General features: G+C 66.4%; 18 protein-coding genes and 1 pseudogene. 13 read left to right on the top strand and 6 right to left on the bottom strand.

Going from position 1 to position 22,390, the window contains the following annotated elements; genetic code table 11:
- Positions 1–8: 8 nt before the first annotated feature.
- Together ACYQ1Z_RS18340 and holA are read left to right on the top strand one after the other, a co-directional pair.
- Positions 9–1,862, top strand: a complete 1,854-nt coding sequence (locus ACYQ1Z_RS18340; protein WP_459793980.1) for a ComEC/Rec2 family competence protein — start codon at positions 9–11, stop codon at positions 1,860–1,862.
- Positions 1,772–2,788, top strand: coding sequence for a DNA polymerase III subunit delta (gene holA / locus ACYQ1Z_RS18335; protein WP_459793979.1), 1,017 nt, complete (start codon positions 1,772–1,774; stop codon positions 2,786–2,788). The genes ACYQ1Z_RS18340 and holA overlap by 91 nt, the downstream gene beginning before the upstream one ends.
- A gap of 126 nt (positions 2,789–2,914) precedes the next feature.
- Here holA and rpsT read toward each other — a convergent pair whose 3' ends face one another.
- Both rpsT and ACYQ1Z_RS18325 read right to left on the bottom strand, forming a co-directional pair.
- Positions 2,915–3,175 carry a 30S ribosomal protein S20 gene (gene rpsT / locus ACYQ1Z_RS18330; protein ID WP_138133777.1) on the bottom strand — a complete coding sequence of 87 codons (261 nt, stop codon included), beginning with the start codon at positions 3,173–3,175 and terminating at the stop codon, positions 2,915–2,917.
- 170 nt (positions 3,176–3,345) lie between these two features.
- A pseudogene (locus ACYQ1Z_RS18325) lies at positions 3,346–3,569 on the bottom strand (type II toxin-antitoxin system PemK/MazF family toxin); the annotation flags it as partial.
- Between the two features lie 214 nt (positions 3,570–3,783).
- Here ACYQ1Z_RS18325 and lepA point away from each other — a divergent pair.
- Together lepA and hemW are read left to right on the top strand one after the other, a co-directional pair.
- On the top strand, positions 3,784–5,637 hold the full coding sequence (gene lepA, locus ACYQ1Z_RS18320; protein ID WP_459793978.1) for a translation elongation factor 4: 1,854 nt from the start codon (positions 3,784–3,786) through the stop codon (positions 5,635–5,637).
- 36 nt (positions 5,638–5,673) lie between these two features.
- Positions 5,674–6,903, top strand: a complete 1,230-nt coding sequence (gene hemW, locus ACYQ1Z_RS18315) for a radical SAM family heme chaperone HemW (protein WP_459793977.1) — start codon at positions 5,674–5,676, stop codon at positions 6,901–6,903.
- 37 nt (positions 6,904–6,940) lie between these two features.
- Here the strand turns inward: hemW and ACYQ1Z_RS18310 are convergent, their stop codons facing one another.
- Together ACYQ1Z_RS18310 and ACYQ1Z_RS18305 are read right to left on the bottom strand one after the other, a co-directional pair.
- Positions 6,941–7,360, bottom strand: a complete 420-nt coding sequence (locus ACYQ1Z_RS18310; protein ID WP_459793976.1) for a DUF4870 domain-containing protein — start codon at positions 7,358–7,360, stop codon at positions 6,941–6,943.
- Between the two features lie 149 nt (positions 7,361–7,509).
- The gene (locus ACYQ1Z_RS18305; protein WP_459793975.1) at positions 7,510–8,358 is read right to left on the bottom strand and encodes a DUF3097 domain-containing protein; all 849 of its coding nucleotides are present in this window, start codon (positions 8,356–8,358) and stop codon (positions 7,510–7,512) included.
- A 186-nt stretch (positions 8,359–8,544) separates the two neighbouring features.
- Between ACYQ1Z_RS18305 and hrcA the strand changes: the two genes are divergently transcribed.
- From hrcA to ACYQ1Z_RS18290, 3 genes are all read left to right on the top strand, one after another.
- Positions 8,545–9,558 (top strand): heat-inducible transcriptional repressor HrcA, encoded by a 1,014-nt coding sequence (gene hrcA / locus ACYQ1Z_RS18300; protein ID WP_459793974.1) that lies wholly within the window; start codon positions 8,545–8,547, stop codon positions 9,556–9,558.
- An 84-nt stretch (positions 9,559–9,642) separates the two neighbouring features.
- Positions 9,643–10,770: a molecular chaperone DnaJ gene (gene dnaJ, locus ACYQ1Z_RS18295; protein WP_459793973.1), complete on the top strand. Its 1,128-nt coding sequence runs from the start codon at positions 9,643–9,645 to the stop codon at positions 10,768–10,770.
- 2 nt (positions 10,771–10,772) lie between these two features.
- Entirely contained in the window at positions 10,773–11,579 is an 807-nt protein-coding gene (locus ACYQ1Z_RS18290) for a 16S rRNA (uracil(1498)-N(3))-methyltransferase (protein ID WP_459793972.1), read from the top strand.
- Here the strand turns inward: ACYQ1Z_RS18290 and ACYQ1Z_RS18285 are convergent.
- On the bottom strand, positions 11,572–12,525 hold the full coding sequence (locus ACYQ1Z_RS18285; RefSeq protein WP_459793971.1) for a GerMN domain-containing protein: 954 nt from the start codon (positions 12,523–12,525) through the stop codon (positions 11,572–11,574). The two genes, ACYQ1Z_RS18290 and ACYQ1Z_RS18285, sit on opposite strands and share 8 nt — an antisense overlap.
- Positions 12,526–12,829: 304 nt before the next feature.
- Between ACYQ1Z_RS18285 and ACYQ1Z_RS18280 the strand changes: the two genes are divergently transcribed.
- The 5 genes from ACYQ1Z_RS18280 (at position 12,830) to ACYQ1Z_RS18260 (ending at position 18,338) form a co-directional block, all read left to right on the top strand.
- Positions 12,830–13,915, top strand: a complete 1,086-nt coding sequence (locus tag ACYQ1Z_RS18280; protein ID WP_459793970.1) for a PhoH family protein — start codon at positions 12,830–12,832, stop codon at positions 13,913–13,915.
- The gene (gene ybeY, locus ACYQ1Z_RS18275) at positions 13,912–14,385 is read left to right on the top strand and encodes an rRNA maturation RNase YbeY (RefSeq protein WP_459793969.1); all 474 of its coding nucleotides are present in this window, start codon (positions 13,912–13,914) and stop codon (positions 14,383–14,385) included. The genes ACYQ1Z_RS18280 and ybeY overlap by 4 nt, the downstream gene beginning before the upstream one ends.
- On the top strand, positions 14,382–15,713 hold the full coding sequence (locus ACYQ1Z_RS18270; protein WP_459793968.1) for a hemolysin family protein: 1,332 nt from the start codon (positions 14,382–14,384) through the stop codon (positions 15,711–15,713). The genes ybeY and ACYQ1Z_RS18270 overlap by 4 nt, the downstream gene beginning before the upstream one ends.
- Positions 15,697–16,656, top strand: a complete 960-nt coding sequence (gene era / locus ACYQ1Z_RS18265) for a GTPase Era (protein WP_459793967.1) — start codon at positions 15,697–15,699, stop codon at positions 16,654–16,656. Before ACYQ1Z_RS18270 ends, era begins: the two co-directional genes overlap by 17 nt.
- Before the next feature lie 116 nt (positions 16,657–16,772).
- On the top strand, positions 16,773–18,338 hold the full coding sequence (locus tag ACYQ1Z_RS18260; protein ID WP_459793966.1) for an LCP family protein: 1,566 nt from the start codon (positions 16,773–16,775) through the stop codon (positions 18,336–18,338).
- A gap of 77 nt (positions 18,339–18,415) precedes the next feature.
- On the opposite strand, the gene ACYQ1Z_RS18255 is transcribed toward ACYQ1Z_RS18260, so the two are convergent.
- The gene (locus ACYQ1Z_RS18255) at positions 18,416–20,368 is read right to left on the bottom strand and encodes a M13 family metallopeptidase (RefSeq protein WP_459793965.1); all 1,953 of its coding nucleotides are present in this window, start codon (positions 20,366–20,368) and stop codon (positions 18,416–18,418) included.
- Between the two features lie 253 nt (positions 20,369–20,621).
- Here ACYQ1Z_RS18255 and leuA point away from each other — a divergent pair, with 253 nt between their 5' ends.
- The gene (gene leuA / locus ACYQ1Z_RS18250; protein ID WP_459793964.1) at positions 20,622–22,361 is read left to right on the top strand and encodes a 2-isopropylmalate synthase; all 1,740 of its coding nucleotides are present in this window, start codon (positions 20,622–20,624) and stop codon (positions 22,359–22,361) included.
- Positions 22,362–22,390 lie beyond the last annotated feature (29 nt).

The raw sequence follows: 22,390 nt of genomic DNA, 5'->3' as shown, positions 1-22,390 counted from the left end.
GGACATCCATGACAACCCCGCGGGGGTACCGGGAAAGAATCACCCGGTTTGCGCAGCAGCGGACCGCCGGCCGGGGTGCCGGGGGCGGGAACGACGCTGGCAGGGAGTCGCCGCGGCGGCGCACGGATGTGCGGCTCGGTTTCCCCGCGGTCTTCGTGTGGGGCGCGTGCCTGGCCGGGCTGTGGCTGCCGCCGTCAGTTCTGGCCATGCTGTGCCTAAGCATGGCTGGCGTTGCGTCCGCCCTGCTGGTGCACCTTGCGGGGGTGGCGCGGCGCAGCGGGCGGACACCCGGGCGCAGCTTCGCGGCAACCGCTGCCGTTGCCCTCCTCCTGGCAGCCGTGGCTGCTGCGCACTCCGCCGGGTCCTCGAGCCAGCGGTTCGACGGTCCCCTGGCCGAAGCCATAGCGTCGGGCAAAACCGCGGTGGCCGTCGTCGAGGTGGCAGCCGGCCCGCGTGCGCTCGGCACGCCCGGGCAGGCTGGTCCACCGGCTCGCTGGTCCGTGCCGGTCTGGACGCAGGAGGTGGCCACCGGCGGTGCGCTGATCCGGACGCGCGCGCAGTTGGTCGTGACAGGCAGTGGCGCGTGGGGCAGCGTGGTCCCCGGCCAGAGACTGCGGGCTACGGGAAAACTTCGTGCCGCCGACCCCGGAAGAGTGGAGGCAGGTGCCCTCGCCGCCTCATCCCCACCGGGCAGGATAACGGGCGGGTCCGGGCTGGAGCAGGCCGCGAAGGACCTGCGGACACGCTTCGTGGCCGCAACTGCCTTTCTTGCTCCTGATGCCGCCGGCCTGCTGCCCGGGATGGTCACGGGCGATACCAGTGCCCTGGACGAGGAACTGGAAAACGCCATGAAGACGGTGGGTATGACGCACCTGACAGCGGTCAGCGGGGCGAACTGCAGCCTGGTCCTCGGCGCGCTGCTGCTGGCCTGCCGGAAGTTCCGGCTGCCGCGGGCCCCGGCCGCCGTCGCAGCCCTCTGCGGGCTGGGCCTGTTTGTGGTCCTTGTCGGCCCGGACGCAAGCGTCCTGCGGGCCGCCCTGATGGGGGCGGTTGCCGTGGCCGCACTGGCCGGCGGCCGCACCGGGCGCGGGTTGAGTTTTCTGTGCACGGCGGTGATCGGGCTCCTCCTGCTGGACCCCGGACTGGGCGGCAGCTTTGGGTTCCTGCTCTCTGTCCTGGCGACACTGGGAATCATCGTCCTGGGCAGGCGGATGATCGACTGGACACCTGCCACCGTTCCCCGCTGGGCGGCCGCCGCCGTGGCCGTGCCGTTGTCCGCGCAGCTGCTGTGCGGGCCTGTCATTGTGCTGCTGCAGCCGCAGTTTTCAACGTATTCACTCGCGGCCAATGTTGTTGCCGCACCCCTGGTGGCTCCGGTGACGCTGCTGGGGACAGCAGCCGTTCCGCTCGTCGCGCTGGCACCGTGGCCCGCCACGGTCCTCATTGCCGGCGCCGGTACGTTCACCGCCGGCGTCGCGGGAACGGCACGGTTCGCCGCGCAGCTGCCCGGCGCATCCCTGCCCTGGCCGGAAGGCGTTTCCGGGCTGCTGTCGATGCTGCTTCTCTCCGTGGTCACGTTCGCTGCAGTGGTGGCGGCTGCCCGGCCCCGCGGGGTTGTGCAACTTGCTGTTGCGGCCCACGGGCGCACGGTTGCGCTGCTGGTGTGGCTGGAAGGCCGGGAGCGTGCATTCCGCTACCGCTACGGCTTTGTCCGCGGCCCGGGACGTGGCAGGCTGGAATACTCCACAACGCTTTCCGGAAGGAACCCCCGATGGCCGCTGCGCAAAAGCGAGCACCCCGTTCGACGGCGCCGGATCCCGCCGCCTGGCGCGACGCCGCCCCGGCCGCCGTCGTCCTGGTGAGCGGACCGGAAGAGTACCTGGGCATCAGGGCGATGGACAGCATCCGTTCGAAGGTGCGCGCGGCGGATCCGGACGTCGAAGTCAGCCGGCTCAACGCGGCAGCTTATGAGGCGGGAACGTTGCTGATGCAGGTCAGCCCGTCCCTGTTCGGCGAAAGCAAGCTCATCGAGGTCGAAAGCGTCGAGTCAATGAACGACGCCTTCCTCGCCGACGCCCTCGCCTACTTGGGGCAGCCCGGGCAGGACGCCGTCGTGGTCCTCCGGCACGGCGGGGGAGCGCGGGGCAAGAAACTCCTCGACGCGATCAAGAAGGGCGGCTGGCCCGTCATCGACTGCCAGCCGCTCAAAAAGGACGCGGACAAGATGGCCTTCGTCTCGGCCGAATTCAAAGCGGCCGGCCGGCGCATCGAACAGGAAGCCGTCCTGGCGCTCGTCAATGCAGTCGGAGCCAACCTGTCCGAACTGGCAGCCGCCTGCAGCCAGCTGATCGCGGATGCAGGGACCACCGTGACGTCAGAGATCGTGGACCGGTACTACGGCGGCAGGATCGAAGCTACCGCGTTCAAGGTCGCGGACGCGGCCATGGCAGGCAACGGGCCGCTTGCCCTGTCCACGCTCCGGCACGCCCTGGCAACAGGAGCTGACCCTGTTCCCCTGGTGGCAGCGCTGGCAGCGAAGCTTCGGACGGTGGCGCGGGTCGCGGGCGCCTCAGGTTCCGCTGCGCAGCTTGCCGCTGAACTTGGCATGCAGCCCTGGCTGGTGGAACAGGCCCAGCGTGAGGTCCGCCGCTGGACTCCTGAGGGACTGGTGCGTTCCATCCAGGCAACCGCCGAGGCGGACGCCCAAGTCAAAGGGCTGTCCCGCGACCCCGTTTACGCGGTGGAGAATGCCGTGCGGGTCATCGCCACTTCCGTCCGGAACCGGTAGACGGCCGGTGCCGGTTGCAGTGGGCGCCGGCAGACTCTCCAAAAGCATGTGGCCGGCAGCTTAAAGGCGTGTGGCCGGCACCCGAGGGTACCGGCCACAAACATCAGTTCGAGAGAACTGGAAACCTTACAGTGCGTTGACCTTCTTGGAGATCGCCGACTTGCGGTTCGCTGCGTTGTTCTTGTGCAGAACACCCTTGCTGACAGCCTTGTCCAGCTTACGGCTGGCAACCTTCAGGGCAGCAGCAGCTGCATCCTTGTCCGTGGACTCAACGGCGGTGTTGACGGCGCGGATGGCCGTCTTCAGCTCGGACTTGACTGCGTTGTTGCGCAGGCGGGCCTTCTCGTTGGTGAGGATGCGCTTCTTCTGGGACTTGATATTCGCCACGTGTGAACTCTCTTTATAATGCGGAAATGGTCTAGAGGGCTGTCAGATTGGCCATTGACTGAGCGGCGTGGGGATACCTATGGCGGCCAACCATCAGTGGCCGTCGACCTGCACGGACACACAGCTAAAAATATTAGCAGGTCAGCGGCCCGGTTGGCCATTTCCTGCGGCTATGACCAGCCGTGTCGCTGCGCCCGGCCGCGACACGCTCAAACACTTTCCGGTCCAGGACGGCGCCTTCCCGCCGGATGACCTGGGGCCTGATGTGCAGGATCCGGTCCAGCCGCGCCTCGCTGGGCCGGCCCTGCCGGGGCCGGTCCTTCCCGCGGCCATGGTCCTCCTGGTAGGGCACCCAGGTCCACACCACCTCGCCGGGGTCCGGTTCCCCGTCCGGCATTTCCCAGCGAACGAAGATTGATCACCATCCCGCCACACTATCCGCGGCCTGCACTCCTTGGCGTGAGGCAGCCTCCGTCGTTGCGGGATGCGGTGCCACGGGCCCGGACGTGGGACACTGGAGGTTGACGATGTGCGGCCGAACCGCAGGGCCCTTTCGAGGGTGTGCCTGGCGGGGTTGCCGCGAATAATGCCAACAGTAAGGACCCTGCGTGTCTCCCATGGCCCGCACCGCCCCGGTGCCCGCCGCGACAGATCCGGCCATCATCCGGAATTTCTGCATCATCGCGCACATTGACCACGGTAAGTCCACCCTGGCCGACCGGATGCTGCAGTCCACGGGCGTGGTGCAGGCGCGCGACATGAAGGCCCAGTACCTGGACCGGATGGACATCGAGCGTGAGCGCGGCATCACCATCAAGTCGCAGGCCGTCCGCATGCCCTGGGAAGTGGACGGCGTCAGCTACGCGCTGAACATGATCGACACCCCCGGGCACGTGGACTTCACCTACGAGGTGTCACGGTCCCTGGCAGCCTGCGAAGGCGCCGTGCTGCTCGTCGACGCCGCCCAGGGCATTGAGGCGCAGACGCTCGCCAACCTCTATTTGGCGATGGAAAACGACCTCACCATCATCCCGGTGCTCAACAAGATTGACCTGCCGGCGGCGCAGCCGGAGAAGTACGCGGCGGAGCTGGCCAACCTGATCGGCGGGGACCCCGAGGACGTGCTCCTGGTGTCCGGCAAGACCGGCGTTGGTGTTGAAGCGCTGCTCGACAAGATCGTCACGGACCTTCCGGCGCCGGTAGGTAACGCCGACGCTCCCGCCCGTGCCATGATTTTCGACTCCGTCTACGACACCTACCGCGGCGTGGTCACGTACGTCCGGGTGGTGGACGGCATGCTGCACCCGCGTGAGCGCATCCAGATGATGTCCACCAAGGCCTCGCACGAGCTCCTCGAAATCGGCGTCAGCTCGCCCGAGCCCACCCCATCGAAGGGCCTCGGCGTCGGGGAGGTGGGCTACCTCATCACCGGCGTTAAGGACGTCCGCCAGTCCAAGGTTGGTGACACTGTCACCAACCTGGCCAAGCCGGCGTCGGAATCCCTCAGCGGCTACGCCGACCCCAAGCCAATGGTGTTCTCCGGGCTCTACCCGCTGGACGGCACCGACTACCCGGTCCTGCGTGACGCGCTGGACAAGCTCAAGCTCAACGACGCCGCGCTGATCTACGAACCCGAAACGTCGGCGGCACTGGGCTTCGGCTTCCGCGTCGGTTTCCTGGGCCTGCTCCACCTCGAAATCGTCCGCGAACGCCTGGAACGGGAGTTCAACCTGGACCTGATCTCCACCGCGCCGAACGTGGTCTACGAGGTCACCCTGGAGGACAAGAACGTCCTCACCGTCACCAACCCCAGCGAATTCCCGGCCGGAAAGATCAAGGAAGTCCGGGAACCGATGGTGTCGGCCACCATCCTTGCCCCGAATGAGTTCGTTGGCGCCATCATGGAGCTCTGCCAGGGCCGCCGCGGCCAGATGAAGGGGATGGATTACCTCTCCGAGGACCGCGTGGAGCTCCGTTACTGGATCCCGTTGGCCGAAATCGTCTTCGACTTCTTCGACATCCTCAAGTCCAAGACGCGCGGCTACGCCTCGCTGGACTGGAAGGCCGACGGCGAACAGGTAGCCGACCTGGTCAAGGTGGACATCCTGCTCCAGGGCGAACAGGTGGACGCCTTCAGTGCCATCACCCACAAGGACAAGGCGTACGCGTACGGCGTGATGATGACCAGCAAGCTCCGCGAGCTCATCCCGAGGCAGCAGTTCGAGGTGCCCATCCAGGCAGCCATCGGCTCCCGCATCATCGCCCGGGAAAGCATCCGCGCCATCCGCAAGGACGTGCTGGCCAAGTGCTACGGCGGCGACATCTCCCGTAAGCGCAAGCTGCTGGAAAAGCAGAAGGAAGGCAAGAAGCGCATGAAGATGGTGGGCCGTGTGGAGGTCCCCCAGGAAGCGTTCATCGCCGCCCTGACCACCGACGAGTCCAAGGACAAGGCAAAGAAGTAGTGATGACAGTGGCCGTATGCACCAAAGGCCGCAGCAATGCCTAGCGTTCTTCCCCTCGGCGACCCCGCCCCGTCGGACGGTCTGCTGCCCCCGCAGGCAGCGGACGGTGCGGCGGCACGGGCGTTCGGGCTGTACGTCCACATCCCCTTCTGCGCGGTGCGCTGCGGGTACTGCGACTTCAACACCTACACGGCCACCGAACTGGGCGGAGGTGCCTCGCAGGACGCCTACGCACAGACGGCCGTGTCCGAGGTTTCGTTCGCTGCCCGGGCGCTGGCCGGGTCCGGGGTGCAGGCCCGGAAGCTCAGCACCGTGTTCTTCGGCGGCGGAACCCCCACGTTGCTTCCCGCTGAGGACCTCGCGGTGATCCTGCGCGCGGCAGTCGACGAGTGGGGGATCGAGGACGGCGCGGAAGTGACCACCGAAGCCAACCCTGACTCGGTCACGCCGGAGTCCCTTGCCGTCCTCAAGGCGGCCGGGTTCACACGCGTTTCTTTTGGTATGCAGTCGGCGGTTCCGCACGTCCTGAAAGTTTTGGACCGGACCCACAGCCCCGCCCGGGTGCCGCAAGTGGTGCAGTGGGCGCGCGAGGCCGGACTCGCGGTGAGCCTGGACCTGATCTACGGCACACCTGGCGAATCCCTGGAGGACTGGCGGCATTCCCTCGAGACCGCGCTGTCCTACCAGCCGGACCATATCAGCGCCTACGCGCTGATAGTCGAGGAAGGCACCAAGCTGGCGGCGCAGATGCGCCGCGGCGAGGTCCCGGGGATTGACGACGACGACCACGCCGACAAGTACGAACTCGCCGACCAGCTGATCACCGAAGCCGGGCTCGGCTGGTACGAGGTCAGCAACTGGGCACGCACCCCCGGGCAGGAGTGCCGCCACAACCTCGCCTACTGGCGCGGCGACGACTGGTGGGGGATAGGCCCGGGCGCACACTCGCACGTGGGCGGGGTCCGCTGGTGGAACGTCAAGCACCCCACCGCCTACGCCGGGCGCCTTTCCCAGGGCGTGTCGCCCGCAGCGGGCCGGGAAACCCTGGACCACGAAACCCGGGGTGTCGAGCGGGTGATGCTCGAAGCGCGGCTGCGCAGCGGGCTCGAGGTTGCGGCGCTTGGTCCCGGCGGGCGACACCAGATCGCAGGCCTCATCGCCGACGGGCTCGTGGACCCCGCCGCGGCGTTCCAAGGGAGGCTGGTCCTCACCCTGAAGGGCCGCCTGCTGGCTGACGCTGTGGTCCGCAGGGTCCTGCCGGACTAGCCGGAATAACGCCCTGCTAGGCCCACGCCGGCGGGGACTACTTTATCCAGCGCAGGTTGAACGGGTACCGGTGCGGCTGGCCCTTGTTCACGTGGATGCCCGCGGAGACGGAGAAGCAGGTCAGGGCGATCCAGATCAGCGTGGCGATCACGGCGAAGATGTTGCCGATCACTGGAATGAACACCAGGATGTTGGCTACCACCGCAGCAATGGTGGGCGGCAGGCTGAAGTTCAGTGCCTCTTTGGACTCCTGCGCCGTGAACGGACCGCGGTCGCGGAAGATCAGGAAAATGAGCAGGGCCGGGACGCAGCCGAGGATTCCGCCGAAGTGCGACAACGTGGCCCACTGCCGGTCCTCGTTTGCCGTCAAAGGCAGCGCGTTCGCCGGGACGCCATGGTATTCGGAACGGCCTGCGCCGCCCTGGCTGTCCCTGTGATCACGTGCGTTTTCTGCCACAGTCTGTTCCTTCGAGAGTGCAAATGGTGCGGAATGCCGGTGGTTTCCTGTTGCGCGTGCGACAGTTCCCCGAGACCTGCAGTACCAAGAATACTGGGTTACAGCGTTCCGGCGGTCCGGTCCGCTCGGCGTTCCGGTCGGCGTTCAAGTTAGGGGACGGTGAGGAAGTCGATCACTTCTTCGACCCGGCCCAGCAGCGAGGCTTCGAGGTCGGCGTAGGTGCGGACCGCGCCCAGCAGTTTCTGCCAGCCGAGGCCGATGTCTTCCTTGGTTGCGTGCGGCCAGCCGAACGCCGCGAGGACTCCGGTCTTCCAGTCCTGGCCGCGCGGCACCACCGGCCACTGCTCAATCCCAAGGACGGCCGGGCGGATCGCCTGCCACACATCCACATATGGGTGGCCCACGATGAGCACGTTGCCGGCGGCGCCGGGGGATGCCATGACGGCATCGGCGATCCGGGACTCCTTGGAATCCGGCACCAGGTGGTCCACAAGCACGCCCAGCCGCCGTCCAGGCCCGGGACGGAAATCGGCCACCGCGCCGGCGAGGTCGTCGATGCCGTGCAGGGGTTCGACGACGATGCCTTCGACCCGCAGGTCGTCTCCCCAGACTTTCTCCACAAGTTCGGCGTCGTGCTTGCCCTCGACCCAGATCCGGCTCGCCTTCGCCACCTGGGCGCGCTGGTTCGCGACGCGTACCGACCCTGACGCGGTGCGTCCAGCCGTCGCTCCGGCTGCCTGCTTTGGTGCCGGCGGCATCAGCCGGATGGCGCGGCCCTCCAGGAGGAAGCCGAAACCCAGCCGGAACGTGCGGGACTTTCCCCGCCGGTCCTCCAGGGCCACAACGTGCATGCCGCCGGACTTTTCCACCCGGGTCACAGCGCCGACCCACCCGGACTGGACATCCTCGAGCACCATGCCGCGTTCAACGGGCACTTCCGGCAATTGGGTGCGGACGGGAGCGGACATGTCCCGGGCCCCCCAGTTCTGGTAATCCATGGATCGACTCCGCCTGGTTCTAGATCAGTGCCGCCGGAATGTCGCCCGGAGCGGTACCAATGCTAACAACGGCGCGAGGCATAATAGACTGTTAGCACTTAGGCATGTCGAGTGCTAACCATGTTGGTTCGATTCTGATGGTTGTACGGGCGCTGCGGCCGCCCTGACCCTGGATGGAGGTGGAGTGTGAGCGAGCCACGCAAACTGGAAGTATTGCGGGCCATTGTGGAGGACTACGTCCACTCCCGGGAACCGGTGGGTTCCAAAGCGCTGGTGGAGAGGCACCAGCTGGGCGTTTCCAGTGCCACAATCCGCAACGACATGGCTGCGCTCGAGGACGAAGGCCTGATCACCGCACCCCACACGAGCGCGGGCCGGATCCCGACCGACAAGGGCTACCGGTTGTTCGTGGACCAGATCTCCGCCGTGAAGCCGCTGTCGCAGGCCGAACGCCGTGCCATCCAGTCCCTGCTCGAAGGCTCCGACGACCTCGACGATGTCCTTGAGCGCACGGTCCGGCTGCTCTCCCAGCTCACCAACCAGGTGGCAGTGGTCCAGTACCCGCACCTGAGCCGGGCCCTGGTCCGCCACATCGAGTTTGTCCTGCTGGCGCCGCGTAAGGTGCTTGTGGTGCTGATCGCCAACAGCGGCAAGGTGGAGCAGCGCGTCATCGACGTCGGGCAGGACCTCGGGGACGACGCCATCTCCTCGCTGCGGACCCGGTTCCTCGGGTCGCTCGCCGGCACCCCGCTGGGCCAGCTCAGCCAGTCCCTTCCCGCCGTCGTCTCCGCCGTAGGCCCGGCACAGCGCCAGGCGGCGCAGGCACTTGCCCACGGCCTGGAACTGCTGGCGCACAGCAGCCGCGAGGACCGCATGGTGATGGCAGGTACAGCGAACCTCGCCCGTTCCAACGTGGACTTCCCGCTCAGCATCGGGCCTGTGCTGGAAGCACTGGAGGAGCAGGTGGTGATGCTGCGCCTGCTCAGCGAAATGGCGCAGGACCACCGCGGCGTCGCCGTCAGCATCGGGCGGGAGAACCCCTACGACGGTCTCGCCGAAGCCTCCGTGGTGGCCACCGGCTATGGCCCGGACAGCGCGGCGAAAATCGGCGTGCTGGGGCCAACCCGCATGGACTATCCCACCACCATGGCCGCCGTCAGGGCCGTTGCCCGCTACCTTTCCCGGATCCTGGGTCCCTGACCGGCCCGCACGGACGCCACGGCGCCCGCGGCCGCAACCAGGGCACCCCACTGCACGCAGTACAACAAGGAAGAGATACGAACTTTGAGCAGCCACTACGAAGTCCTTGGAGTTTCACCGGAGGCTACCGGGGAAGAAATCAAAAAGGCCTACCGCAAGCTGGCCCGCACCCTGCACCCGGACGTCAACCCGGGTGAAGAGGCAGCAGACCGGTTCAAGGCCGTGACCCACGCCTACGAGGTGCTCTCGGACCCGCAGAAGCGGCGGGTGTACGACACCACCGGCAATGAAAACGGTACCGACAACGGGTTCGGCGGCGGCAGCTACGCCGGCCAGGGTTTCGCCTTCCAGGACATCTTCGACACGTTCTTCGGCGCCGGCGGTTCAACGGGCCCGGCCTCCCGGGTGCGCCGTGGCCAGGACGCCCTCATCAGCGTCCGGATCGAACTGCGCGACGCCGTCTTCGGCGTCAACAAGAAGCTCGAGGTGGACACGGCAGTGACCTGCCCCACCTGCGAGGGCTCATGCTGCCGCCCCGGCACGCATCCGGAACGCTGCGACATCTGCGGCGGCAGCGGCCAGGTCCAGCGGGCTGTCCGCTCCATCCTGGGCCAGGTTATGACCGCTGCACCCTGCGGCACCTGCGAAGGCTTCGGCACGGTCATCAAGGACCCCTGCAACGAATGCAGCGGCCAGGGACGCATCCGCAGCCGCCGGTCCCTCACCATCAAGGTGCCGGCCGGTGTCGCCACAGGCACCCGCATCCAGCTCGCCGGCCAGGGCGAAGCGGGCCCCGCCGGCGGACCCACCGGTGACCTGTACGTCGAAATCCGCGTCAACAACGACCCCACCTACGTCCGCGACGGCGACGACCTCCATGCCACGCTGAACATCCCCATGACGGCGGCCGCCCTGGGCACCGACGTCAGCCTGGAAACCTTCGACGGAACCCAGGAGATCGACGTCAAGCCCGGAACCCAGTCCGGCGAAATCATCACGCTCCGCGGCCTGGGCGTCACCCACCTGCGCGGGTATGGCCGCGGCGACCTCAAGGTTCACCTCCAAGTGGAGACGCCGGCGAAGCTGGACGCCACCCAGGAAGACCTGCTCCGGCAGCTGGCAAAGCTGCGGGGTGAACAGATCACCGAGGGCAAGCTTGCCGCCAGCGGCGGTATGTTCGCCAAATGGCGGGACCGCCTCGGGAACCTGTAAAGGTGAGCAATCCCGTCTTCTTCACACCGGCCGGAGCCCTCGACGCCGTAACCCCTGGAGGGCATTTTGCCCTCGACGGTGCTGAAGCCCGTCATGCCGTGACAGTCAAACGCCTCACCCCCGGTGAAGCCGTTGACCTGGTGGACGGCGCGGGCACCCGGGTCACCGGCCGCGTCACGTCCGCCACGCCGTCCCGGCTGGAGGTTGAGTGCACGTCCGTTGCGGTTGAAGACAGGCCCGCCATCCGGCTGGTGCTGGTCCAGGCACTTGCCAAGGGCGACCGGGACGAGCTGGCCATCGAGACAGCCACGGAACTGGGAATCGATGCCGTGGTCCCGTGGCAGTCGGAACGGTCCATCGTCCGGTGGAAGGGCGACCGGGCGGCCAAAGCCCACGCCAAGTGGCAGTCAGTAGTAACGGCCGCGGCCAAGCAGGCGAGGCGGGCCTGGATTCCGGAGGTACGGCCCGCCGTCGACACCGCCGGCCTGTCTGCCGTGGTCAAGACCGCTGACCTGGCGGTAATCCTGCACGAGGACGCAGTACGCCCGCTGCGCAAAGTCCTTGAGGCCTGGGTCCTCGAGGCGTGGAACGGGACGGGCTCCCCGGGCGGCGACGGGGAAGCGGCGGACCGGGAGGTGCTGCTGATTGTGGGCCCGGAAGGCGGCATCAGCCCCCGCGAGGTGACCAGGCTGTGCGACCAGGGCGCCGTGACCGCACTGCTGGGGCACCACGTCCTGCGCTCGTCCACGGCCGGACCGGCCGCCGTCGTGCTCGCCAGCGACATCCTCGGCCGCTGGGCCGCTACCTGACCTTAAAGCTCCGGGTGTCCTCGTACTGGTCGGGGCCGCCTCCGGACCCTGCCTGCGCGGCCCGGAGCTCGTAGCTGCCTGCAGGAAGGTTCAGGGCAAGAGTGAAAACACCCGCCTGCCCCTGTTCCGCGGAGGCCGTCGTCTCTCCCGTGAGGAACGGCTCGGTGTTTCCATCGTTCCCGGCGCGGAGTATCTGCCAGCGAAGCTTGCCGCCCGGCGTCGTGCTGCGGCCGGTGATCTTCACGCTGCCGCCCGCCACTTCCACGTTCTCCTGCGGGTCGATGATCCAGACCGGCGCCACAAGCCCGGCCGTCCGGGTCATCAAGGCACCCAGCTGGATGTGGTCGAAGGCCACATAGTCTGTGTGCCCGTCGACCAGGATCCGCACCCGGATCTGCTGGCCGGAATCGATCAGGCCTGAACTGGCAGCGGCCGCGGTGGCCGTGTAGACCAGCTGCTGGACCGCCCGGGCCGCCATGTCGGCGTCGAGGTTGCTGTTGAAGGCGTCCTCCGACACATCCACCGTGATCGTGTCCTTGCCGGAAATCGACGTGGCCAGTTTGCCGGGGTTCTGCCAGGGCGTGAAGAAGTCAGGGTCCAGGGGCTTGTCCGACATCATGGAACGCAGCGCCCTGGTCACAGGGTTCTCCTGTTCGGGAACGTCCCGGAATTCGCGGTAGAGGAAGACATGTTCGCCGCTGCGGCCGATCCAGTACACCGGGGCCTTGCTGGAGGACTGCGTGGTTTCCAGCGGGGCGCTCGTGGTCGGGGCCTCGGCCGTGCCGGTGGCGACAGGGCTGGTCACGAGGGTGCCGGTGGGTGAGGGGCCGGCTTCTGCGATGCAGCCCGCCATGGCCGGCGCTGCCGCCAGGATCCCGGCCAGCACCAGGGCGCGGGCGTGGCGCGGGGCACGGCCTGCCCTTGCGGGCGCAGCGGTTTCCGGCACTGTGGTTGCCTGTCCTTTCGTGGCATGAAGGGCCGATCCCCGGGCGGCCTGGTCTTCCAGCTGCAGCTGAATTCCCAGCATGGCACACACGGCCGGGGCAATCCGGTGCCTTCCCGGGTCCGCGGCGGAACTGCAACGGGAACGATATGAGGCCGATATGAAGTTGATACCTAATGACGGAACACTGTCACCGGGCACCCGGCCCCGCCCGGCTCCGGGTGCCCGGCGCGGCATCGTGCTGGCGTAATATGGAAAGACCAGCATCACCGACCTTGAGGGGACCACAGGCCTGCGGGCCAGCACCATGACTGAATCAGCGAACGGAAAGCGCCGGTCCACCGGCGAGGGCACCACCGGGGAATTTCCCCACTCCCTCCCCGGCATCCGGACCGAGGTGGTTCTTTTCGACAACTCCGATCAGATGGTCCAGTCGCTGGGCAGCCATGACGAGGCGTTGCGGTACATCGAGGAACAGTTCCCGGACGTCAACTTCCACGTCCGCGGCAATGAGCTTTCCATCAGCGGACCCACGCATGACGTGCCCAGGATCATGCGGCTGCTCCACGAGGTCCGGGGACTCGTGGCCCGCGGCACTGTCATCAGCCCCACCGTTCTCCAGCAACTCGTGGCCCTGCTGCGTACCCAGTCCCTGCAGAATCCCGTGGACGTGCTTACCCACGACATCCTCTCCAGCCGCGGCCGGACCATCCGGCCCAAGACCCTGAACCAGAAGAACTACGTTGACGCCATCGACGACAACACCGTGATCTTCGGCATCGGGCCGGCCGGTACGGGCAAGACCTACCTTGCCATGGCCAAAGCCGTCCAGGCGCTGCAGCAAAAAGAGGTCAACCGGATCATCCTGACCCGCCCCGCCGTGGAGGCAGGGGAACGGCTGGGCTTCCTGCCGGGAACCCTCAGCGACAAGATCGATCCCTACCTGCGTCCCCTGTACGACGCACTGCACGACATGATGGACCCCGAATCCATCCCGCGGCTTATGGCCGCTGGAACCATCGAAGTGGCACCCCTGGCCTACATGCGCGGCCGGACCCTCAACGACGCCTTCATCATCCTGGACGAGGCCCAAAACACCACGCCCGAGCAAATGAAGATGTTCCTCACCCGCCTGGGCTTCGGCTCGAAGATGGTTGTCACCGGCGACGTCACCCAGGTCGACCTGCCCTTTGGCACGCGGTCGGGGCTGCGGATCGTGGAGGAAATCCTGCAGGGCATCGAGGGAGTGAACTTCTCCGTCCTGGAAGCGGCAGACGTCGTCCGCCACCGCCTGGTCGGGGACATCGTCAACGCCTACAGCATCTGGGATGACGCGCAGCGGGCACGCGTCAAGCATTCGGCAGCAAAGGAAAAGCGGGGGGAACACGCGTGAGCATCGAGGTAAACAACGAGTCCGGCGTCCAGGTGGACGAAGCCGAACTCGTGGCCTTGTCCCGGTACATTTTCGAACAGCTGTACATCCATCCGCAGGCCGAGCTCTCCATCCTCCTGGTGGACGAACCCGCCATGGAAAAGCTGCACATCGAACTGATGGATGAGCCCGGAGCCACCGACGTCCTGTCCGTACCGATGGACGAACTCACGCCCGGCACACCCGACCGGCCCACTCCCCAGGGCATGCTGGGCGACATCGCCATCTGCCCGCAGGTGGCCAAGGTCCAGGCAAAGAACGCTGGCCACGGACTCCAGGACGAGATGCTGCTGCTGACAACCCATGGCATCCTGCACCTGCTGGGTTATGACCATGCCGAACCTGAGGAGAAGGCCGAGATGTTCGGCCTGCAGCGGGAACTGCTGTCCGGCTTCACCGGCAAAGAAGCACCGGCCGAGACAACCCAGTGACGCCACTGCTCCTGGTTGCGATGGCCCTGGTTTTCCTGGGCATCGCAGCGGTGCTGACTGCCGCCGAGGCCGCCTTTAACTTCCTTCCGCGCCACGACGCCGAGGAAGCGCTCCTCAGGAGCCGCGGGACGGCGATGCGCCGCATCCTGGCCCAGCCGGTCGCCCACATCCGTGCCCTGAGGTTCTGGCGTATCTGGTTCGAAATGGCCTCCGCCGTGGCCGTTGCCGTCCTGCTGTACAGCCTCCTGGCCAACATCTGGCTGGCCGGCCTCGCGGCCACGGGCATCATGGCACTGCTTGGCTTCGTCATCGTCGGTGTTTCACCCCGCCAGCTCGGCAGGCTGCACTCCGCGGCAGTGGTCCGTTTCAGCGCCCCGATGATCCGCTTCCTCACCTGGGTGCTCGGCCCGATCCCCGGCTGGCTTGTCGCTGTAGGGAGTGCGGTGGCGCCGGGTGCTCCCCGCGGCGACGAAGCCTTCTTCAGTGAGCAGGAATTCCGTGAACTGGTGGAGCGCGCCAGCGAATCCGACATGATCGAGGACACGGAAGCCGAGATGATCCAGTCGGTGTTCGATTTCGGCGACACCCTGGTCCGGGCCGTCATGGTGCCGAGGACGGACATTGTCAGCATCGAAAGCGGCTCCAGCCTGCACCAGGCCATGTCCCTGTTCCTGCGGTCCGGGTATTCCAGGATCCCGGTTATCGGTGATGACGCCGACCACATCCTTGGCATCATCTACCTGAAGGACGTGGCCGCGGTGGTGCACGGACTTCCCGCAAACGAGGAACCGCCGCTGGTGGACTCGCTGGCCCGCGAAGTCCGGTACGTGCCCGAGTCCAAACCGGTGAGCGACCTGCTGCGTGAGCTGCAGAAGGAATCGACCCATGTCGCCATCGTGATCGACGAATACGGCGGCACGGCCGGCCTCGTCACATTGGAAGACCTGATCGAAGAGATCGTCGGCGAGATCGTGGATGAATACGACACCGAAAGCGCTGAAGCCGTTGAACTTGGTGACGGTTCCTACCGGGTGAGCGCGAGGATGAGCATCGACGACCTCGGCGAGCTTTTTGACATCGAGCTCGACGACGACGAGGTGGACACCGTGGGCGGCCTGCTGGCCAAGGCCCTCGGCCGGGTCCCCATCGTGGGCAGCCACGTGGAGGTCCAGGGCGTATCCCTGCGGGCCGACCGGCTGGAAGGACGCCGGAACCGCGTCAGCCACATCATTGCGGCAGCCGTGCCAAAAGTAGACACTGACCTTGAAGACCTCTTCGAAGAGGCGGAAGCAACCCAGCAGGGAGTCCCACGTGAGCAAGAAAAATAAACCCGCAGCAGAGGAAGACTTCGGCGGCTTCCACGCCGGTTTCTCCGTCCTGGTGGGCCGGCCCAACGCGGGCAAATCCACCCTCACGAACGCCCTCGTGGGTAAGAAAGTGGCCATCACGTCGGCCAAGCCGCAGACCACCAGGCACACCATCCGCGGCATCGTGCACAGGGACGACGCTCAGCTGATCCTCGTGGACACCCCCGGCCTGCACCGTCCACGCACACTGCTGGGCAAGCGGCTGAACGACCTCGTCGCCGACACCCTTGCCGAGGTTGACGCAATCGGGTTCTGCCTGCCCGCCAACGAGAAAATCGGCCCCGGTGACAAATTCATCGCAAGCCAGCTTGCCGCCGTCGGGCGCAAACCCGTCATCGCCATTGTGACCAAGGCGGACCTGGTGGACCGGCAGGCGCTCACCGAACAGCTGCTGGCCGTGGCGGAACTCGGCCGGGAAGTCATGGGGGACGACGGTTGGAAGGACATCGTGCCGGTTTCCGCCGCCGACGGATTCCAGGTGGAAACCGTCGCGGACGTGCTGATCAGCCACATGCCGCCGTCGCCCCCGTTGTATCCGGATGGCGAGCTGACGGACGAACCGGAAGCGGTGATGGTTGCAGAACTCATCCGTGAAGCCGCGCTGGAGGGTGTCCGGGACGAGCTGCCCCACTCCCTGGCCGTGGTGGTCGAAGAGATCGTCCCCCGGGAAGACCGGCCTGAAGACAACCCGCTCCTGGATGTCCGGGTGAACCTGTACGTTGAACGCCCTTCCCAGAAAGCCATCATCATCGGAAAGGGAGGCAGCAGGCTCCGCGAAGTCGGCAGCAACGCGCGCAAGGGAATCGAAGCCCTCCTGGGCACGCGCATCTACCTGGACCTCCACGTCAAGGTCGCAAAGGACTGGCAGCGGGACCCGAAGCAGCTGGTCAAACTCGGTTTCTGAGCAGTACCGCCGGACGGCCCGCGACGGCCGTCCGGCGTTTTCACAGACTGGGCCACTAAAATGGACCGGATTTTGTTTTTTCGAGGAAGGTTCACCACGTGGGGCGAGGCCGCGACATGCGCGACGACGGAGCTGACTTGGCAGCCGGGACGGGACCAGTGTCCCGCCACGCCCAGGACGAGGCCCTCGGGGCAGCCCGTCACCTTGGACCCATGCGCCGCATGCCCGTGTGGCTCAAGGTGGTCACCGGCATCCTGTCCCTGGCGATCATCGGCGGCCTCGCCTTCGCCGGGTTTTGGTTCCTGCGTCTCCAGAACAACATCTCCAAGGCACCGCTGAATGCTGGCGGCAACACCACCGAGGGCGCGGTCAATGATGCAACGGGCAGGATGCAGATCCTCATCCTGGGCTCCGACACCCGCGACGGCAAGAACGCCGAATACGGCACCGCCGATGACTCCAAGGGCTATGGCAAGTCGGACGTCATGATGCTGATGGACATTTCGGAGGACAACAAGCGCGTCAGCGTCATCAGCTTCCCCCGCGACCTGCTCGTGGACATCCCCAAGTGCAAGGACGAGGAGTCCGGGCAGGAATACCCGGCCCGCAGCGGCGTCATGATCAATGAGGCCATGAACGAAGCCGGCATCGGCTGCGCCGTGGACACCGTCAACAAGATCACCGGCCTGGAAATCGACCACTTCATGATGGCCGACTTCAACGCCGTGAAGGAACTCTCGAATGCGGTGGGCGGCGTGGAAGTCTGCATTAGTGACGCCGTCTACGATCCCGACTCCCGCCTCCGGCTCCCCGCCGGAAACTCCATGGTGCAGGGCGAGATGGCCCTGGCCTACCTCCGCACCCGGCATGCGTTCGCCGACGGCGGCGACCTGGGGCGGATCAAGGCCCAGCAGGGCTTTCTTTCGTCCTTGACCCGCAAGATCAAGGACGAAGGCACGTTGTCCGACCCCGGCAGGATGCTGAAGATCGCCGACGTCGTCACCCAGAACCTGACCGTTGACGAAGGCCTCGCCTCCGTGCCCACCCTGCTGACCATCGGCAATCGGCTCAAGGACATCGACATCAGCAAGGTGGCCTTCGTTTCCGTCCCGACCACCCCCGCAGTCGCAGATCCCAACCGGCTTGAAATCGCCGAGCCGGCCGGATCCCAGCTGTTCGCTGCGCTCCGGCAGGACGTCGATCTGACGGATCCCACCGCGCCGACCACGCCGGCGCCCGCGGAGTCCGCACCGCCGTCGGAAGCGCCAACCGAAACCGCTCCCGCCCAGCCGCCGTACGACAAAGCCCTCCAGCCCGTCACGGTGGCGAACGGTACGGGTATTCCCGGCCGTGCCCAGGAAATTGTCCAGGCGCTGGTGTCGGGCGGCTTCACGCAGGCCGCCCAGTTTGAAAGCGCCGCGGTGGAACAATCCGTCGTCTACTACGGGGCAGACTTCGCGGACGTCGCCGCGGACGTCGCCGCGTTGCTGGGGATCCCGGCAGGCCAGCTGGTGCCCACCACCGGTGTCACCGGTGTCCAGGTCTACCTGGGCACGGACTTCACCACGGGCACAACCTACGGGACGGGCGCAGGTGCCGCCCTGCCGGAGGACATCGTCAACCAGACAGCGGGGGACACCGTCTGCCAGCAGGCCAATCCCTACCTCATCGTCCAGGGCTAGCCGGGACCGGACACGCAGCGGGGCCCGCCACCTGTATAAGGTGGCGAGCCCCGCTGTGGTCCTGCAGCCTGGCGCTGCTACCAGATGCTGACGCGCTCCGCGGGCGGCATCCACATGCCGTCCTGGCCGGTGACGTCGAAAGCCTCATGGAAAGCGTCCAGGTTCCTGGCGATCGCATTTGTGCGGAACTCGTTGGGAGAGTGGGGGTCCGTTGCGAGCCTGCGCACGGCCTCCTCCTGGCGGATCACCTGCCGCCAGCCGGCAGCCCATGAGGCGAAGAACCGCTGCTGCCCCGTCAGCCCGTCCAGAACCTCCGGTTCCTTGCCGTCCAGGCTGATGAGGTACGCCTTGTAGGAGATGGCCAGGCCGGCGAGGTCCCCGATGTTCTCGCCCAGCGTGAGCCGCCCGTTGACGTTATGTCCCGGGGCCGCGGAGGGCGAGAGAGCGTCGTACTGGGCAACCAGGCGGGCAGTGAGCTGCTCGAAGGCCTGCCGGTCCTCGTCCGTCCACCAGTTCCTCAGGGCTCCATTGCCGTCGAACTGCGAACCCTGGTCGTCGAAGCCGTGGCCGATCTCGTGGCCGATCACCGCACCGATACCGCCGTAGTTGACGGCGTCGTCCGCGTCGGCCGTGAAGAACGGGGGCTGCAGGATGGCCGCCGGGAATACGATCTCGTTCATCATCGGGTGGTAGTAGGCGTTGACGGTCTGGGGCGTCATCAGCCATTTGTTGCGGTCCACCGGTTTGCCCACCTCGTCCAGGTGCCGGTCGACGTCGGCATTGTGGGCGCGCTCCACATTGCCCAGGAGGTCGTCGGGATCGATCTCCACCGCGGAGTAGTCGATCCACTCGTCCGGGTACCCGATCTTCGCCCGGAAGCCTTCAAGCTTCCGCAGGGCCTCCGCCTTCGTGCCCTCTCCCATCCAGTCCACCGCCGTGATACTGCGGCGGTACGCCTCGATGAGGTTGCCGACCAGCGCCTGCATCCGGGCCTTGTGCGACTCAGGGAAATGCCGGGCGACATAGATCTGGCCGACGGCCTCACCCAGTCCCGCCTCCACAACGGCGACACCGCGCTTCCAGCGGTCTTTGTTCCGGGGCGTCCCGCTGATGGTGGTGCCATAGAAGGCGAAATTGGCGTCGACGAAAGCGGACGACAGGTAGGGCGCGGCGGCGCTGATGACCCGCATCGCAAGCCATTCCTGCCACGCGGACAGGGGTTCGGACTCCAGGAGGCCGGCGGCGCCCTCGAAGAACGGCGGTGTGCTGACCACCAGCTCCTGCCGTTTGGCATCATCAACGCCGGCGGCCTCGAACCAGGTGGACAGATGGGGGAAGAGCGCGCCGGCTTCCTCCGCGGTCTTGAGGTTGTAGGTCTTCTGCGGGTCGCGCAGCGTCACGTTGTCCCAGTGATGGGACGCCAGTTTCGTTTCGAGGTCCACTACGCGCCCGGCGGCGGCCCCGGCGTCGGCCACCTCCGCCAAGCCGAACATGGTTTCGACGTGCTGCCGGTACGCGGACACGATCGGCGCGAACTTTTCTTCCCGGTAGTACGACTCGTCGGGCAGGCCCAGCCCGCCCTGGCCCGCATACAGCAGGACCCGGTCGGGATTGCCGGCGTCCGGCGCGGGGTAGATGTAGAAAAGCCCGCTGACATCAGAGCGGAACAACCGGCCGGCGAGCGCGATCAGTTCCGGTACGGAACCCGTGGCGAAGACCTCGGCGAGGCGGCCACGGATCGGTTCCATGCCTTTGGCTTCCACGGCTGCCTCGTCCATGAAGCTGCTGTAGAGTCCGCCGATCTTGCGCTCAATGCCGGTGGCGGCGTCGGCCTTCGCCGCTGCTTCCTCGATGATGTCGCGGACTGCAATTTCAGACCCGTCCCGCAACGCAGTGAACGTGCCTTCCAAGGGCCGGTCGTCGGGAATTTCCGTTGCCTTCAGCCATGCACCGTTAACGTGCTGGTAGAGGTCGTCCTGCGGCCGAACGGTGTGGTCAAAGGTAGACAGGTCGATCCCCGAAATGGGCACTGTAACTCCTCTTGCTGGAGGACCTTCCGCAGGGCCGCGGCACCGGAAAGGTCTGCATGGTGGACTTTACGGACGGTAGTGCCCTTTCATCTTACGCACGCGTGCTACCCTCAAAAGGTGCGTGCAGAGCTCCTTCTCCTTAGCTGCCGCGGCGAGGCCACAGACGCGATCTAGCGCAAGGCCCACCCTCGCTGCGGAGTTTGTGTTGCCCGGCCACCCTTTCAATGAAGATCTTTAGAAAAGGCCCCAAGTAATGCGAAACGCACAGAAGCCCTCAGGAATGCCCTTCCACCGGTACACGCCGTTCCAGGACCAGATCAAGGTCGAGCTGCCGGACCGCACGTGGCCGGACAAAGTCATCACCAAGGCTCCCCGTTGGTGCGCGGTGGACCTGCGGGACGGGAACCAGGCGCTGATCGACCCGATGAGCCCGGCCCGCAAGATGAAGATGTTCGACCTGCTGGTACGCATGGGCTACAAGGAGATCGAGGTTGGGTTCCCCTCGGCATCCCAGACGGACTTTGACTTTGTCCGCCAGCTCATCGAGGGAAACCATATTCCGGACGACGTCACCATCCAGGTCCTCACGCAGGCACGTGAACACCTGATCGAGCGGACCTACGAGTCCCTGGTTGGCGCCAAGCAGGCCATTGTCCACCTGTACAACTCAACGTCCGTCCTGCAGCGCCGCGTGGTCTTCAACCAGGACGAGGACGGCATCCTCGATATTGCACTGCAGGGTGCCCGGCTGTGCAAGAAGTACGAGGAAACCCTGGTGGACACCCAGGTCACCTACGAATACTCCCCGGAGTCCTTCACCGGAACGGAGCTGGAATACGCGGTCCGGGTGTGCAACGCCGTCGCCGACGTCTTTGAGGCCTCCGCCGACCGGCAGGTCATCATCAACCTGCCCGCCACCGTGGAAATGGCCACCCCCAACGTGTACGCCGACTCCATCGAGTGGATGAGCCGGCACCTGCACCCCCGCGAAGGGATCATCCTCTCCCTGCACCCGCACAACGACCGCGGAACCGGCGTCGCCGCCGCGGAGCTCGGCTACATGGCTGGTGCGGACCGGATTGAAGGCTGCCTGTTCGGCAATGGCGAACGGACCGGCAACGTCGACCTGGTCACACTGGGCCTCAACCTGTTTGTCCAGGGCATCGACCCGATGATCGACTTCTCGAACATCGACGAGATCCGCCGGACCGTTGAATACTGCAACCAGCTGCCCGTCCCGGAGCGTTCCCCGTACGGCGGTGACCTGGTGTTCACGGCGTTCTCCGGCTCCCACCAGGACGCCATCAAGAAGGGCTTCGAGGCCCTCGAGCGGGATGCCGCCGCGGCCGGCAAGGACGTGGCCGACTTCACCTGGCAGGTGCCCTACCTGCCGGTTGATCCCAAGGACCTGGGCCGCAGCTACGAGGCCGTGATCCGGGTGAACTCCCAGTCCGGCAAGGGCGGCGTGGCGTACCTGCTCAAGAACGAGCACAGCCTGGACCTGCCGCGCCGTGCCCAGATCGAGTTCTCCGGAGTCATCCAGCGGCGCACCGACACTGTGGGCGGCGAGGTCAGCGGCGCCCAGCTCTGGCAGATCTTCCAGGACGAGTACCTGCCGTCCGGCAGCGCGGACAGGCAGTGGGGCCGCTACGCACTGGGTGCCGTCAAGACTGAGACGGACGACGACGGCGGCATGACGCTGCACGCGTCCCTCACCGTGGACGGGACCCAGGTGAGCCGGACGGGCACCGGCAACGGCCCGATCGCAGCGCTGCTGAGCATCCTGCACGAGGACGGCGTGGACGTCCGCGTCCTGGACTACAGCGAGCATGCCCTGTCCGAGGGTGGCAACGCGCTTGCCGCCGCCTATGTGGAATGCGCCGTGGGGGAGCGGGTCCTGTGGGGCGTCGGGATTGATGCCAACACGGGCATGTCCGCCCTGAAGGCCGTCATCTCGGCCGTGAACCGCGCCATCCGGGACGCACAGGTCTGACGCCCTGGGACGGGTGTGCCGCCGGACAC

Source organism: Arthrobacter sp. AD-310 (assembly GCF_054656615.1).
The sequence above is the reverse complement of the archived record's forward strand: the minus strand, read 5'-3'. Positions and strand labels throughout refer to the sequence as shown.

Bases quoted from the DNA above. Each gene is read 5' to 3' on its own strand.
- ACYQ1Z_RS18340 (WP_459793980.1), top strand. From the start codon at position 9: ATGACAACCCCGCGGGGGTACCGGGAAAGAATCACCCGGTTTGCGCAG.
- holA (WP_459793979.1), top strand. From the start codon at position 1,772: ATGGCCGCTGCGCAAAAGCGAGCACCCCGTTCGACGGCGCCGGATCCC.
- hemW (WP_459793977.1), top strand. From the start codon at position 5,674: ATGCCTAGCGTTCTTCCCCTCGGCGACCCCGCCCCGTCGGACGGTCTG.
- ACYQ1Z_RS18305 (WP_459793975.1), bottom strand. From the start codon at position 8,358: ATGGATTACCAGAACTGGGGGGCCCGGGACATGTCCGCTCCCGTCCGC.
- ACYQ1Z_RS18280 (WP_459793970.1), top strand. From the start codon at position 12,830: ATGACTGAATCAGCGAACGGAAAGCGCCGGTCCACCGGCGAGGGCACC.
- ACYQ1Z_RS18260 (WP_459793966.1), top strand. From the start codon at position 16,773: ATGCGCGACGACGGAGCTGACTTGGCAGCCGGGACGGGACCAGTGTCC.
- leuA (WP_459793964.1), top strand. From the start codon at position 20,622: ATGCGAAACGCACAGAAGCCCTCAGGAATGCCCTTCCACCGGTACACG.